The sequence below is a fragment of the Silanimonas sp. genome (assembly GCF_044377035.1).
Lineage (GTDB): Bacteria > Pseudomonadota > Gammaproteobacteria > Xanthomonadales > Xanthomonadaceae > Silanimonas.
The window spans coordinates 37,237-51,349 of record NZ_JBILJW010000009.1; the positions used below are offsets into that span (position 1 = coordinate 37,237).

The 14,113-nt window shown below is 70.8% G+C and carries 15 protein-coding genes; 9 read left to right on the forward strand and 6 right to left on the reverse strand.

Annotated elements, in window-relative coordinates; all coding sequences use genetic code 11:
* Positions 1-8 precede the first annotated feature (8 nt).
* Positions 9-2,630: an aminopeptidase N gene (gene pepN / locus ACIQ6S_RS06645; RefSeq protein ID WP_397607670.1), complete on the reverse strand. Its 2,622-nt coding sequence runs from the start codon at positions 2,628-2,630 to the stop codon at positions 9-11.
* 132 nt (positions 2,631-2,762) lie between these two features.
* Here pepN and ACIQ6S_RS06650 point away from each other — a divergent pair, with 132 nt between their 5' ends.
* The 8 genes from ACIQ6S_RS06650 to ACIQ6S_RS06685 are packed head-to-tail and all read left to right on the forward strand — an operon-like array spanning position 2,763 to position 7,494.
* The gene (locus tag ACIQ6S_RS06650) at positions 2,763-3,851 is read left to right on the forward strand and encodes a hypothetical protein (protein ID WP_397607671.1); all 1,089 of its coding nucleotides are present in this window, start codon (positions 2,763-2,765) and stop codon (positions 3,849-3,851) included.
* Positions 3,852-3,891: 40 nt separating this feature from the next.
* On the forward strand, positions 3,892-4,938 hold the full coding sequence (locus tag ACIQ6S_RS06655) for a pyridoxal-phosphate dependent enzyme (RefSeq protein ID WP_397607672.1): 1,047 nt from the start codon (positions 3,892-3,894) through the stop codon (positions 4,936-4,938).
* On the forward strand, positions 4,935-5,348 hold the full coding sequence (locus ACIQ6S_RS06660) for a ketosteroid isomerase-related protein (protein ID WP_397607673.1): 414 nt from the start codon (positions 4,935-4,937) through the stop codon (positions 5,346-5,348). Before ACIQ6S_RS06655 ends, ACIQ6S_RS06660 begins: the two co-directional genes overlap by 4 nt.
* Positions 5,349-5,392: 44 nt before the next feature.
* Positions 5,393-5,929 (forward strand): hypothetical protein, encoded by a 537-nt coding sequence (locus tag ACIQ6S_RS06665; protein ID WP_397607674.1) that lies wholly within the window; start codon positions 5,393-5,395, stop codon positions 5,927-5,929.
* Positions 5,926-6,123 (forward strand): DUF4177 domain-containing protein, encoded by a 198-nt coding sequence (locus ACIQ6S_RS06670; protein ID WP_397573361.1) that lies wholly within the window; start codon positions 5,926-5,928, stop codon positions 6,121-6,123. The genes ACIQ6S_RS06665 and ACIQ6S_RS06670 overlap by 4 nt, the downstream gene beginning before the upstream one ends.
* The gene (locus tag ACIQ6S_RS06675; RefSeq protein WP_397607675.1) at positions 6,123-6,494 is read left to right on the forward strand and encodes a hypothetical protein; all 372 of its coding nucleotides are present in this window, start codon (positions 6,123-6,125) and stop codon (positions 6,492-6,494) included. Before ACIQ6S_RS06670 ends, ACIQ6S_RS06675 begins: the two co-directional genes overlap by 1 nt.
* Positions 6,491-6,868 carry a bleomycin resistance protein gene (locus tag ACIQ6S_RS06680; RefSeq protein ID WP_397607676.1) on the forward strand — a complete coding sequence of 126 codons (378 nt, stop codon included), beginning with the start codon at positions 6,491-6,493 and terminating at the stop codon, positions 6,866-6,868. The genes ACIQ6S_RS06675 and ACIQ6S_RS06680 overlap by 4 nt, the downstream gene beginning before the upstream one ends.
* Positions 6,869-6,870: 2 nt before the next feature.
* Positions 6,871-7,494: a DUF1294 domain-containing protein gene (locus ACIQ6S_RS06685; protein ID WP_397607677.1), complete on the forward strand. Its 624-nt coding sequence runs from the start codon at positions 6,871-6,873 to the stop codon at positions 7,492-7,494.
* 31 nt (positions 7,495-7,525) lie between these two features.
* Here ACIQ6S_RS06685 and bioC read toward each other — a convergent pair whose 3' ends face one another.
* From bioC to bioB, 4 genes are read right to left on the reverse strand one after another with little or no spacing between them, the layout of a single operon-like run.
* On the reverse strand, positions 7,526-8,401 hold the full coding sequence (gene bioC / locus ACIQ6S_RS06690) for a malonyl-ACP O-methyltransferase BioC (RefSeq protein ID WP_397607678.1): 876 nt from the start codon (positions 8,399-8,401) through the stop codon (positions 7,526-7,528).
* Positions 8,398-9,180, reverse strand: coding sequence for a pimeloyl-ACP methyl ester esterase BioH (gene bioH, locus ACIQ6S_RS06695; RefSeq protein WP_397607746.1), 783 nt, complete (start codon positions 9,178-9,180; stop codon positions 8,398-8,400). Before bioH ends, bioC begins: the two co-directional genes overlap by 4 nt.
* A gap of 5 nt (positions 9,181-9,185) precedes the next feature.
* On the reverse strand, positions 9,186-10,373 hold the full coding sequence (locus ACIQ6S_RS06700; protein WP_397607679.1) for an 8-amino-7-oxononanoate synthase: 1,188 nt from the start codon (positions 10,371-10,373) through the stop codon (positions 9,186-9,188).
* Between the two features lie 5 nt (positions 10,374-10,378).
* Entirely contained in the window at positions 10,379-11,389 is a 1,011-nt protein-coding gene (gene bioB, locus ACIQ6S_RS06705; protein WP_397607680.1) for a biotin synthase BioB, read from the reverse strand.
* A gap of 71 nt (positions 11,390-11,460) precedes the next feature.
* Between bioB and ACIQ6S_RS06710 the strand changes: the two genes are divergently transcribed.
* A complete protein-coding gene (locus ACIQ6S_RS06710) occupies positions 11,461-12,141 on the forward strand; it encodes a ComF family protein (protein ID WP_397607681.1) in 681 nt (226 codons plus the stop codon).
* A 26-nt stretch (positions 12,142-12,167) separates the two neighbouring features.
* Here the strand turns inward: ACIQ6S_RS06710 and ACIQ6S_RS06715 are convergent, their stop codons facing one another.
* A complete protein-coding gene (locus tag ACIQ6S_RS06715) occupies positions 12,168-14,084 on the reverse strand; it encodes a TonB-dependent receptor plug domain-containing protein (protein ID WP_397607682.1) in 1,917 nt (638 codons plus the stop codon).
* Positions 14,085-14,113: the final 29 nt, after the last annotated feature.

Genomic DNA, 14,113 nt, shown 5'->3' on the forward strand with positions numbered 1-14,113 from the left:
CCGCGGCTTCAGGCGGGCAGGCGGCCGAGCAGCTCCGCCACGTCGCGCGAGAGCGCCGCGGAGCGCAACGGCGCGAGGGCGGCGAGGGCCGCTGTACGGGCCGCCACCGTCCACCGCGGCAGCCCCTCGAACGCGCCGAGCAGGCGCGCGGCGACCTGCGGGTTGATCGCATCCAAGGCCTGCACCTGTGCCGCGACGAAGCGATAGCCGGCGCCGTCGCCGCGATGGAATGCCGCGGGATTCAGCCGCGCCAGGCTGCCGACGATGGCGCGGACGCGGTTCGGATTCGTCGGGTGCCAATACGGCCCGGCCAACAGCGACTCGACATCGTCCAGCGCGTCGGCGGCGGGCCGCGTCGCCACGACCGCCAACCACTTGTCGGTGACCAGCGCGTGGTCGGCGAACTCCGCGGCGAAAGCCTCGCGAGCGGCCGCCGCGCCGTCGGCCTTCGCGTGCAGCAGGGCGCGCAGCGCGGCCATGCGCTCGGTCATCGATCCGGCATCGGCCCACAGGCGACGCGCGGCTGCACCGCCATCGACCCGGGAAAGCCACGCAAGCGCGGCATGACGGAAGCTGCGCGCGGCCATCGCCGCATCGTCGAGCCCGCCACGCGCGCCAGCGCGGAGCGCATCGAAGCGCCGCTGCAGCGCCTCGCGGTGGGCCACGGCAAGCGACAGGCCCAATCGCTCTCGGGCGGCCACGAGCGCCCCCGGATCGACCACGGCGACGGCGTCGGCCAAGGTGTCGAAATCGGGCAGAGCCAGGCACTCGGCGACGAAGGCCGGATGCGCCTGCGTATCCGCCAGCAGGGCGCCAAGCGCCGCCGACAGCGCGGCCTCCGCGGCATCGACGTCACACAGGCCGTCCACGGACTCGCCCGCGCGTGCGAGCAGCACGTCGAGCGCCAGGTGTTGCAGGGCGTCCCAACGCGCGAAGCCGTCACTCTCGACCTGCACGATGCGAGCCCGCTCCTCAGGCCGCATCGGCATCCGCAGGCGGATCGGCGCGGCGAAACCGCGGTTCAACACCGGCAGGGGCTCGGCGTCGAGGCCCTGCCAGCGCAGCGTGTGCGTGGCGTGGCGCAGCAGCAAACCGCCGGGGATCGGCTCGGCGTCGTGCGCGTGGGGCGGCGGCAAGGCGCGCCCGTCCGGCGCGTACAGCGCGAGGCGGAACGGGATCGGCAGCGGGGCCGCATCGGGCACGTTCGCCGGCGGACGCTGGCGCAGCACCAGCGTGTATTCGCCCGTCGACGGATCGAAAGACCGTTCGACTTCCAGCACGGGCGTGCCGGCCTGCGCGTACCACGCGAGCATGTCGCGGCAGTCGATGCCGGTGGCCGCGCTGTGCGCGGCATAGAAGTCCTCGAGCGTGGCGCTGCGGCCGTCGTTGTCGGCGAAGTAGCGGTCAATGCCGGCGCGGAAGGCCGGCTCGCCCAAGCGCGAATGCAGCATGCGGACGATCTCGGCGCCCTTCTCGTAGATGGTGAGCGTGTAGAAGTTGTTGATCTCGCGGTATTCCGCAGGCCGAACCGGATGGGCGAGCGCGCCGGCGTCCTCGGCGAACTGGCGGGCGCGCAGCAGGCGGACGTCGTCGATTCGCTTCAGGTCGCGCGAGTGCAGGTCGGCGGTGAACTCCTGATCGCGGAACACCGTGAGGCCTTCCTTCAGCGAGAGCTGGAACCAGTCGCGCAAGGTGACGCGGTTTCCCGACCAATTGTGGAAGTACTCGTGGCCCACCACCGATTCGATGCCCATGAAGTCGGCATCCGTCGCGGTGCGCTCGTCGGCGAGGATGTAGCGGGCGTTGAAGATGTTCAGGCCCTTGTTCTCCATCGCCCCCATGGTGAAGTCCTGCGCGGCCACGACGTTGAACACCCCGAGGTCGTAGCAGCGGCCGAAGCGCGATTCGTCCCAGCGCAACGCACGCTCCACCGCGCCGAGCGCGTAGCGGCAGGGCTCAGGGTCTTCGCCTTCGACCCACACATTGAGCTCGACCACGCGGCCATCAGCCCCGGTGACCACTTTCGACACACGCGTCATCGGCCCGGCGGCCAGCGCGAACAGGTAGCAGGGCGTCGGATGCGGGTTGTGCCACTCGGCCTCGTGACGGCCGTCGCCGAGATCGCGCTCGGCCACACGGTCACCACCGGCGAGCAGCACCGGATAGCGTGCGCGCTCGGCGCGCAGCGTGGTGCGCCAGCGCGCCTGCACGTCCGGCCGATCGACGAAGAAGGTGATGCGGCGGAAACCCTCGGCCTCGCACTGCGTCAGCAGCAGGCTGCCGCTGGTGTAGAGCCCTTCGAGGCGGGTGTTGGCGGCCGGATGGACCCGAACGCGCGTGCGCAGCGTGCAGGCCGCGAGGCCGCGCGCCGCGTGCACGGTCAGCCCCGACGCATCCTGCGCGTACTCCTCCGCGGCCAAGGCGCGACCGTCGAGTTCGATAGCCAGCAGCTCGAGGTCCTCGCCATCGAGCTGCAGAGTCGCCTCGGGCGCATCGCAACGCAGCATCAGCGTCGCCTCGATCTCGCTCGATTCGCGTTCGAGATCGAACACCAGAGCGACGTCAGTGATGGTCCATGCCGGCGCGCGGTACTCAGCGAGGCGGATCGGCGGCGAGGCTTGGTCGGTCATCGGGCTGGGGAAGGTACGCGGGCTCGAAGCATAGCCCCGTCGCCCCGGACGACGATGCGCCGAGGGCTGAACGGGATGGCGACGCTGGGCGTGGTCGGGCGAAAATCGCGCTCCCCTCAGTTCGCTCCCTCCATGCCGCCGCCTCTGATCCGGATCATTCTTCCCCTTCGCGATGGCCGGCTTCTGCTGGATTTCGTCGACGGTGAACGTCGACTGCTCGGCGACGCCGCGATGACGGCCTTCGGCCTGGACCGCACGACGCTGTATGCCGACGCCGACACCGTGACCGCCGAGGGCTGGCGAAGCACCCGCGGCGAGCGCATCGATGCCGCGCGGCTGCATGCCGCCGCGGTGCCGATCACGCTCCCGGCCCACCGCCACCTTGGCCTCGTGATCGGGCGTGCGCAGTTCCCCGGCGGTCCCGGCGTTCCGCCGCGCCGGATCGATGCCAGCGTCGATCCCGTCGAGCGCGATATCGCGCTGCGCATCGATGAAGTGTTCGGCGCGGGCATGGCCGCCGATGGCTACACGACCGAGCTGCGGCTCGATGAACTGGCCGCGCACGACGACGCTCGTGCGCGACTCGCGGACGTCGGGGCCTCATGGCTTTGCGAGGCTGCGAGCAGCAGCGATGACGACGGCGAACGGATGCGCGCCGTGCTGCGCGCCGCGTGGCAGGCCGGCGTCGAGGGTCTGGGCCACGAGCCGGTGGAGCCGCCGCACACCACCGAGGACGTCGTGCATTCCCGCCTCGATGCCGCCGGCGTCGACCACCACGCCCCGGCGTCGGAGACCCCGGCAGAACCCAAGCACGGCTGGTGGGCGCCGCCCGGCGGACCGGCGCTGTGGTTCGAAACGTCGACGTTGAATTTCGACGAGCTCTCGGTCGACATCGCCACGATCGCCAAGCAGATGCAGGCCAACCGCGAGCAGGATGGCGTCCCGGGCGCCGAGCACGTCCTTCTGCTGCCCTTCGCCAGCAACTGCAAGCTGCGGATGATCTGGTTCGACCCCGAAACGGGCGACGCCCTGGGCGCCGACGAATACACGCTGGTGCTGCGCGTACCGGAAGAGGAGGACGACCATTTTGATGCCAGCGACTTCGAGCACTTGTGCCTCGAAGCCGGGCAGGATGTCGTCGAGACCGAGGGCTACGACGGACCGAAGCTCCACTTCCGCTGGGAGTGGGGCGGCCTGGTGAAGGCCCTGACCTGGCCATGACGCGCCGCCGTCACCGCGGTGCCCGGCGCATAATCCGGCCATGAGCACCGACTCCCTCTCCGGCGCCGCGCGCGGCCTGCAGCGCGACGACACGCCCACCCTCGACGACGTCCGCGATGCCGCGGCGCGCATCGCCGGCATCGCGCACATCACGCCGGTGCTGCGCTCGCGCTCGCTCGACGAGCTCGCCGGCTGCCAGCTGTTCTTCAAGGCCGAGAACCTGCAGCGCGCCGGGGCCTTCAAGTTCCGCGGTGCCGCCAATGCGGTGTTCTCGCTGACACCCGAGCAGGCGGCACGCGGCGTGGTGACGCAAAGCTCCGGCAACCACGGCGCCGCCGTCGCCCTGGCCTGCCGGCTGCGCGGCATCGTCTGCACCGTCGTCGTGCCGGGCGCCGCGCCGCGCATCAAGCGCGAGGCCATCGCCCGCAACGGCGCGCGCATCGTCGATTGCGAGGTAGCGCAATCCGCGCGCAACGAAGCCACGGACCGCGTGCTTGCCGAGACCGGCGGTGAACTGGTGCACCCCTACAACGACGCGCGGGTGATCGCCGGGCAAGGCACGGCCACGCTGGAGCTGCTGCACCAGGCCTGCCGCCGCGGAAAGTCGCGCGAAGCGACGCCGGCGCTCGACATCGTGATGGCGCCACTCTCCGGTGGCGGCCTGATGAGCGGTACAGCCATCGCCGCGAAGGGCATCGACGCGCGCGTCCTCGCCATCGCCGCCGAGCCCGAGGGGGCCCGCGACGGCCACGATTCGCTGAAGTCCGGCAGCCGCATCACCGGACGGACGGCGAACACCATCAGCGATGGCCTGCGCGCCGAACTCGGCCCGCTGACCTTCTCGATCCTGCGCGAGCACTGCGACGACGTGCTGCTGGTCGACGACGCCGAAACCGTCGCCGCCATGCGCCTCGTCTGGGAGCGCCTGAAGATCGTCATCGAACCGAGCTGCGCCGTGCCGCTCGCCGCGGTGCTCAAGCATCGCGAGCGCTTCGCCGGCCTGCGCATCGGGATCATCCTCTCCGGCGGAAACGTCGATCTCGACGCGCTGCCCGCCCTCCTCGCCCTTGCACCGCCCACCGCATGAACGCCCACGACGCCACCCTCGCCCTCGTCACCCGCTACTACGCCGCCTTCAACGCCGGCGACCGCGAGGCCATGCTCGCCTGCCTCGCCGACGACGTCGTCCACGACCTGAACCAGGGGCCGAGCGAGCACGGCAAGGCCGCATTCCGTAGCTTCATGGCGCGCATGGACCGCTGCTACCGCGAACGCCTCGAGGGCCTACGCTTCCTCGCCTCGCCGGACGGCATGCACGCCGCCGCCGAGTACGTGGTGCACGGCGAGTACCTCGCCGACGACGACGGCCTGCCGCCCGCGAAGGGCCAGCGCTACGTGCTTCCGGGCGGCGCATTCTTCGACATCCGCGACGGGCGCATCACGCGCGTTACGAACACGTACAACCTCGAGGACTGGATCCGCCAGGTGGCGGGCTGAGGCGCGCGGGGTAGGCTAAGGCACCCCCCAACGTTGGACCCATCATGACGCCTACGCCACCACACTCCTCCTTCGTCACCGTCCTCGCTTGGATCTTCCTGCTGCTCAGCGGGTTCGGCAGCGTGATCGGCGTGCTGCAGAACCTGATGGTCCACACCGTCATGCTGCCGATGATGCGCAACGACCCGCTGCATGGCGAAGCGATGGCGCAGCTGCCGGGGCCCGCCGCCCTGATGTTCGACGCCATGCCTTGGTTTTTCCTTGTGACTTTGGCCGTGTCCCTGCTCGGCGTCGTGGCCTCCTTCGGCCTGCTGAAGCGCCGCCCGTGGGGCCGACGCCTGTTCATCGCGCTGATGGGCGTCCTCATCGCGTGGCAGGTGGCCGGCTTCGTGTTCCAGATCGTCCTCCAGCGCGACATCCAAGCCACCTTCGCCGGCAGCGGCATGCCGCCGGAATCGGGCATCGCCTTCGTCGTCATGCAGGCGTTCATCGGCCTTTTCGCCACAGCGTTCATCGGCCTGTTCGGATGGATCATCCATCGACTGACCCGGCCGGCCATCGTCGCGGAGTTCGCTCCGTGACCCGCTGGGAGTACCACGTGGTGAAATCCGCGACGTCCGGATTCTGGCTGGGCGGGCAATTCGATGCCGAGGCGTTCGGGAAGCACCTCACCGAGCTCGGCCTGAAGGGCTGGGAGCTGGTTTCGTGCTTCGACACCAACCAGCACCAAGGCGCATCGCGCGACGTGATCGCCATCTTGAAGAGGACACTGTGATGCGCCAGCGCTTCCTTCCCGCGATCCTTCTGCTGCTCGCCCTGCTCACCGCCTGCGCCCAACCGTTGCCCGCCGACCGTGCCGACTACGCCGGCGACTGGCGCGGCAACGGGGTGTCGCTGCTCATCACCCCGGAAGGCCAGGTCGTCTACCACCGCCAGGAGGGCGGTTCGACGGTCTCGCTCGACGCGCCGCTCAAGGCCTTCGACGGCGACGACTTCGAGGTGGGCATCGGACCGCTGGTGACCCGCTTCGACGTCGGCCAGCCGCCCACCGAAGCCGACGGCGAATGGACCATGGAAGTGGATGGCCGCATGTTGCGCCGCGAGGACGGTGAATCCCCGAAGTCCAAGGGGGAGATCGCGACGTGAAGCGGACGCAGACGGTCATCCCGCAGCTGCGCATGACCGACGCGGAGCGCAGCCTGCGCTTCTACGTCGAGGGCCTCGGCTTCGCCGAGGACTGGCGCCACCAGTTCGAACCGGGCCTGCCGCTGTTCGTGCAGCTCACCCGCGACGGCCAGACGATCTTCCTGAGGGGCCACGCCGGCGATGGCAACTTCGGCGGCGCGGTGTTCTTCATCGTCCCGGACGTCGATGCCGTTTACCGCGCCCTGCCGGACTGGCTGGCCCTGCATGTGTCGCCGCCGGCCGAGATGCCGTGGGGCACGCGCGAGATGGCGATGATGGATCCGGACGGCAATCGGCTGCGCTTCGCGACCTACCTGACCGAAGAGAACGACTGACGATGCGACGGCAAGGACGCCTGCAATCTTGGAACGACGAGCGTGGTTTCGGCTTCGTCGAGCCGAATGGCGGAGGGGATCGGGCCTTCGTGCACGTCCGCGCCTTCCGGCCCGGCAACCGGCGGCCCACGGACGGCGACCTGATCACCTACCGCGCGGAGCGCGACGAGCAAGGCCGCTGGCGCGCGGTCGACATCGACTTCGCACGCGCCCTCCGCCGCATCGAAACGACCGAGGGCGAGGCCTCGCCCCGCACCGCACGCTGGGCGGCAATGGGCGGCCTGTATGTCGTGGCCATCGCTGCACTTTGCGCGGCGGGACTTTGGCCGTGGGCCGTTTCGGGGATTGTCGGCATGCTGTCGCTGATCGCCTTCGTGGCCTACTGGAACGACAAGCGGTCCGCGCAGGCGGGACGCTGGCGGACGCCAGAGGCGCACCTGCACCTGATCGCCCTGCTGGGCGGCTGGCCGGGCGCGGCGTTCGCGCAACACGTGCTGAGGCACAAGTCGAAGAAGCCCGCCTTCCGGATGGTGTTCATCGCCACGGTGATCCTGAATGTGGTCGCGGCGGTGGTGCTTTCGGGCGACGAGGGGCGCGAGTTTCTGGCGATGCTCGCTTCGCGCTGAGTGACGTGCGGCCTCGCGCCGCGAGAAGCGATCAGCGCTTCCGGATCGTCAGCTTCTCGACCGGGAAGGTCGCGATGTCGGCACCGCCCTCGCGCCGCGCCGCACCCGGCGGCGGCGCCCAGGCCATCGCGGTGACGACTTCCCAGGTGCTCGGCAGCACGCCTTCGCGGCGCAGCGCCTCGTAGGCCGCGGACACGGCGCGATGCCGACCGCGACCGCTCAAGCCCCGGGGACGATCGCCTCGCGCGTCGGTGGCACCGATCGCCTTGAGCTCACGCATCAGCGCCGCGGTGTCGGGATAGGTGAGCGTGTACACGTCGCGCTCGATCACCGGGTTCTTGAAGCCCTGCGCCACCAGCGCGTCGCCCACCTGCTGGATCGCCGCGAAGGGCGAGAGCGGCGGTTCGATACCGGCCTGCGCATAGGCCTCGCGCAATTCCACCAGCGTGTCCGGACCGAAAGTACTGAACACCAGCAGGCCACCTTCGCGCATCACGCGGCGAAGTTCACCCAAGGCCTTCGGAAGATCGGCCACCCACTGCAGGCAGAGGCTGGAGAAGACGAGATCGAAGGCACCGTCGGCGAACGGCAGCGCCTGCGCGTCGCCCTGCACAGCATGGATCGGCCGCCAGAACCGCGACTTCGCCCGCGCCTCGCGCAGCATCGGCAGCGCGAGGTCCATGGCGACGACATCGCTCTTGCGGCCCCACTTCGCCTTCAGTGCCGCGGCGGCGCTGCCGGGGCCGCTGCCGAGATCGAGCACGCGCGCCGGCACGCGGTCGTCGAGGTAGCCGAGCTGCTCGAGCAGGCGCGATTCCACCTCGCGCTGCAGGGCCGCGGCCTGGGTGTAGGTGGCGGCGGCGCGGCCGAAAGCACGGCGCACGGCGCGGGGGTCGAACACGCTCATGGCGGGCAGGATGACGCGAAGGCCGTGAGCGCTTCGGCGACGGCGCCGGGCTCGGTGAGGAAGGGGGCGTGGCCGGCGTGGTCGTATTGCTGGAAACGCGAGCGCGGGGCGAGCGCCGCAGCGGCCTGCATCGCCTGCGGACTCACCAGCCGGTCGCGGCGGCCGGCGATCCAAAGGCTGGGCATGGCGAGCGCCGGCAACACAGCGCGCAGATCGCTGTCGTGCAGCAGGCCCAGGCCCTCCTGCAGGGCGCGCGGGGCGGGTTCGCCGCGGGCATACACCGCGTCGCGCAGGTAGCGCAGCTCCTCGCGCAGATGCGCCGAGCCCTGCGCCTCGAGCATCAGGAAGCGGTCGAGCGTGCCGCGGTAGTCGCGGCCGAGCTCTTCGCCGAACAGCTCGAACACGCGCGGGTCCATGCCCGCTGGCCAGTCCGGTGCCTGCACGAAGCGCGGGCTGGCCGCGAGCATCGCCAAGCCGCGCACGCGATCGGGATGCCGCGCCGCCAGGGCCGTGGCGACCAGCCCGCCAAGCGACCAGCCCGCCACCAGCGCGCGCTTCGACGGCTGCGTATCGATAAGCCCCGCCAATGCATCAGCCACGGCGTCCAGCGCCAGCGGCAGTTCGCTGTCACGGCTGCCACCATGACCGGGCAGGTCGACGGCGATGACCTCGAAATCCGCTTCGAGTTCACGCACGAGCGGAGCGAACACGCCGCCGTGCATCGCCCAGCCATGCACCAACAGGAGCGCCGGGCCCTGCCCGGTGCGTTCGACATGCAGCGCGCTCATGCCCCGGTGTCGATGTCTTCGAGGCAGGAGGCCAGCACGTCAACGAGGGCGTCGACTTCGATCTCGGTGTGCGCGGCCGTCAGCGTGATGCGCAGACGGGCTTTGCCGTCGGGCACGGTCGGCGGGCGGATCGGCGCCACCCAGAAGCCTTGCTGCTCCAGAACGCGAGCCACGGCCAGCGCGCGCGAGTTGCCACCCAGCACCAGCGGCTGGATCGGCGTGTTCGATTCCAGCACCGGCAGGCCGTGGCGCAGCGCGCCGCGCCGGAAGCGCGCCACCAGCGACGCCAGCTTGGCGCGCCGCCAGCCCTGGCTGCGCACGGCTTCGAGGTTCGCGGACATGGCCGCGGCGAGCGCTGGTGCACCGGCCGTGCTGAACACGTAGGGTCGCGCGCTTTGCAGCAGGTGTTCGATGAGGGACGTGCCGCCGAACACCAGCGCGCCCTGCCCGCCGAAGGCCTTGCCCAGCGGCGCCACCAGCGCCGGCACGTCGCGCGCGGAGAGGTTCGCGGCCGCGCAGGCACCACGGCCCTCCGGCCCCATCACGCCCACCCCATGCGCCTCGTCGACGACGAACAGCGCGTGCTCGCCGGTGGCCGCCAGCGCGAGTTCGCGCAGCGGCGCGACGTCGCCATCCATGCTGAACACCGAATCGGTGGCGAGCACCGCCGCCGCTTCGGGCATCGACTGCAGCTGGCGCAGCGCGCCGCCGAAATCACGATGCGGGTAGCGCTTGAGTTCGGCGCCGGCGAGGCGCGCGCCATCCAGCAGGCAGGCGTGGTTGAGCTTGTCCTGCACGCAGAGGTCGCCGCCATCCAGCAGGGCCTGCAGCACGGCGAGATTCGCCGTGTAGCCGCTGGGGAAATACAGCGCGCGCTCGTAGCCCATCCACTCGGCGGCCTCGCGCTCGAAGCGCGCGTGCAGCACATGGTGGCCGCTGACGAGGGCCGAAGCGCCGCTGCCCACGCCGTGCCACGCGGCCGCCTCCTGCAACGCGCTGACGGCGTCGAGCGAACCGGCGAGGCCGAGGTAGTCGTTGCTGCAGAAATTGATCAGCGGCTGCCCGTCGACGACCACGTGCACGCCCTCGACCCGCTCGACCACGCGGCGGCGGCGCAGCGCGTCGCTGCGCGCTCGGCTGGCCTGCGCGACGGCGAGTCGTTCGCTCCAGCGCGGTCGCGACATGCGGCTCAGGCCGCCTGCGGCGAGGGGCAGACGATGTCGGCGTGCACCGTCTTCGATTCCTCGACGACGGCCATCGGCTTCAGGCCAAGGCGGGCGAACAGGGCCTGGTCGGCCTCGACGTCCGGGTTGCCGGTGGTGAGCAGCTTCTCGCCGTAGAAGATCGAGTTGGCGCCAGCGAGGAAGCACAGGGCCTGCAGCTCCTCGTTCATCTCGTTGCGCCCGGCCGAGAGGCGAACCATCGAGGCCGGCATCATCAGGCGCGCGACGGCGATCGTGCGCACGAACTCGAACGGATCGAGCAGGGCCGTGCCATGCAGCGGCGTGCCCTCGACCTGCACGAGGCGGTTGATCGGCACCGAGCCCGGATGCTCGGGCAGGTTCGCCAGCGTCTGAAGCAGGCCGGCGCGCTGCTCACGCGTCTCGCCCATGCCGACGATGCCGCCGCAGCAGGTCTTCAGGCCGGCGGTGCGCACCGCCTCCAGCGTGTCGAGGCGGTCCTGGTACTCGCGCGTCTTGATCACGTCGCCGTAGAACTCCGGCGCGGTGTCGAGGTTGTGGTTGTAGTAGTCGAGGCCGGCCACCTTGAGCGAAGCGGCCTGCTCGGGCTTCAGCATGCCCAGCGTGGCGCAGGTCTCGAGGCCCATCGCCTTGACGGCGCCGACCATCTTCGCGACCTCGGCCACGTCCTTGTCCTTCGGCGAACGCCACGCCGCGCCCATGCAGAAGCGCGTGGCGCCGGCCGCCTTCGCCGCCGCGGCCTTGGCGATGACGTCGTCGAGCGCCATCAGCTTCTCCGCCTTCAGGCCGGTGCTGTAACGCGCGCTCTGCGGGCAGTAGGCGCAGTCCTCGGGGCAGCCGCCGGTCTTGATCGAAAGCAGGGTGCTGACCTGCACTTCGGTGGGATCGAAGCGCTCGCGGTGCACGAGGCTGGCGCGGTGCAGCAATTCAGGGAAGGGCAGGTCGAAGAGCGCGAGGGTTTCCTCTCGCGTCCAGTCATGGCGGATGACGGCAGGCATGGGAGATTTCCGACGGCGGAAGGCCGCGAACCCGGGCAGTCTGGAAACCGCCCCCTGCCCTGTCAACCGCGATGCCCGCACCATTCGCCACCGTCTGGCGCGCGTTCGAGGCCTGGGCCCTGCCCTCGACCTGCCTCGGCTGCGATGCCCGGGCCTCGCCCGACGCCCTGCTATGCCTCGCTTGCCGGGCCCTGCTCCGCCCCGCGCCCTCGGCGCCCGTCGCCGCGTTGCAGACCCTGGGTGTGGCGATGCATGCCGCCTTCCGCTACGACGGAGGCTCGGCGCCGCTGCTGACGCGATACAAGTTCCATGAAGACCTCGCCGCCGGCCGCAGCCTCGCGGCCCTGTCGCTGCCGGTGTTCCGCGACGCGACGCGGCCGCAGGCGCTGGTGCCGGTGCCCCTGCATCGCCGACGCCTGCGCCAGCGCGGTCACGACCAGGCCCTCGGCTTGGCCCGCGACTGGGGCCGCGCCCTCGGCCTTCCGGTGCTCGTCGATGCCCTGCATCGCGAGCGCGAGACCCGGCCGCAGACCGAGCTCGACGCCCGCGAACGGCATCGAAACCTCGAGGCGGCGTTTCGCGCCCGGTCCGGGCTGCCCGCCCACGTGGCGCTGGTCGACGACGTGCTGACCACCGGCAGCACGGCCGCGGCCGCGGTGCGAACCCTGCAGGCGGCAGGCGTGGCCCGGGTCGATGTCTGGGTGGTGGCCCAGGCCCCCGCGCCGGGGGAGGGCGACGGCCGCACGCCCTAGAAGGGCGGCTGCAAGGCCAGGCGCCCTCAGAGCGGAAAGCCGAAGCCCAACCACAGGCGTCGATCGGAACGGTGGGGCAGCGTGTTGAACTGGGCGCCGGCCGAGGGCTGGCGAACGTCCTCGCCGGTCAGGTTCTCGACGCTCACCGTGATCGACGCACGGTCCGGTGCGCGCCCGAACCAGGTGCCGACGTCCACGGCGACGTGCGCGCGAGCGATGACATAGCCGGAGGCGGGAAGGTTCAATGCCGGCCGCACCGGTGTGATCGTCGAGCGGGTGGCCGCCGCGCCGGCGGATTCCACGGCGACGCCGGCCGTCCAGCCATCGGCGGCGTAGGCCAGCTGGACCTTGCCCAGATCGCGCGGTTCGAGGGTGTCGTCCGCCCGGGCGAGGTGCTGCCATGACGCATCGAGGTCCCAGCGCGCCGTCGGGCGCCATCGCAGCTGCACCTCGCTGCCCGCGATGTCCGCCGACACCAGGTTGCGGAACTCCCGCTGGCCCGCGCCGAGACTCACCAGGACGATCACATCCGACAGTCGTTGGCGGAAAAGACGCCCCGACCAGGCCCATTCATCGGAGGCGTAGGCCACCTCGAACGCATCCAGCTGGCCGCGCTCCGGAACGAGGGCGGGGTTACCGCGCTGGAACGATGCCGAGCTGAACAACTCGGCCGGCCCGGGGTTGCGGAACGTCCTGCCGCTGACGGCCTTGACGTGCCAGGGCGACGACGAGGGCGCCCAGACCAGGCTCGCCTGCGGCGTCACGTCGCTGAATCCATTCCCGATCCGCTGCCACTGCAGGCCGGCGCCCAGCGTCCAGTTCACGCGGACATCGAAGTACGCCTGCGCGAAGACCGATCGTGTCTGCTCCGACCAGCGCGGGAACAGCCCGTCGACTTGCCCGTTCGCCGATTCGTACTGGGCGCCGAACCAACCGCGGAGTCGCCTGTCGGCCGGCGCTTCGAGTGCCAACCGCGCCGCGCTGCGGCGGGACCAGCCCTTGAACGTGTCGTAGTCGAGCCGGCTCCAACCATGCTGGCCGGAGCCATGCAGCGTCCAAGCACCGACAGGCATCGCGTGCTGGACCTGCGCGAGCGCCGAGCGGTCCTGGGCACGCGGCCGGGTCGGCGACGAGAGCGTCCCGATCGTCGATGCCAAGCTGTCCATGCCCAGAAGATCGATGGCGGTCCGGCCGCTGCGCGCGGAGAGCGACAGGCTGCGTCCGCGCTGGGAAACCTCGCCGGCGATCGGGGTGTTGGCGGCAATCCGCGTTCCGTCCGGGATCGCCCAGGCATCGAGGCCCTGTTGCTGCGCTGCCGTCAGCCGAAGGCCTTTCTCGCCGTCGCCCCAGTGCATGGAGAGCGCGCCGTCCACGCCGCCCTGGTTCGAGACGCGCCCCATGACCTCGGACGCCGCGTCGCCGCGGACCACGATGTTGAGGATGCCCGCCACGGCGTTGCTTCCGTGCAGGGTGACCGTCTGCCCGCGGACCAGTTCGACGCGCTCGACGGCGGCCAGCGGAAACGCGTCGTAGAGGAGGCGATTGCTGCCGCCGACGGAGGAGGTCCGCCAAGGCAGGCCGTTGACGAGGATCAGCAGGTGGTTGTCGTTGTCATTGATCGCCGTGCCATGCAACGACGTGAAGCCATTGGTGAAGGTCGACCGCTGCAGCACGCGCGTCCCGGGCAGCAGGGCGACGACGTCCACCAGCGTCCGGGCGCCCATCGCCTCCCATTCCTTGCGCGTCACGACATCCACGATCGCCGCCGAGCTCCGGGCGCCCTCGGCGCTCAAGCCGACGCCACTGACCTCCAAGGCAAGCAAGTCGTCGAGGCTGAGGTCGAGAAGGGCGCTTTCTGCCGACGTCTCGCCGGCACTTCGCGCGTCGACGGAGGCGAGCACGGCGCCGAGGCACAGCAACAGACGGACACACCGATGGGGCATCGCCGATCTCCGCGCATCCAGCCGTCGGG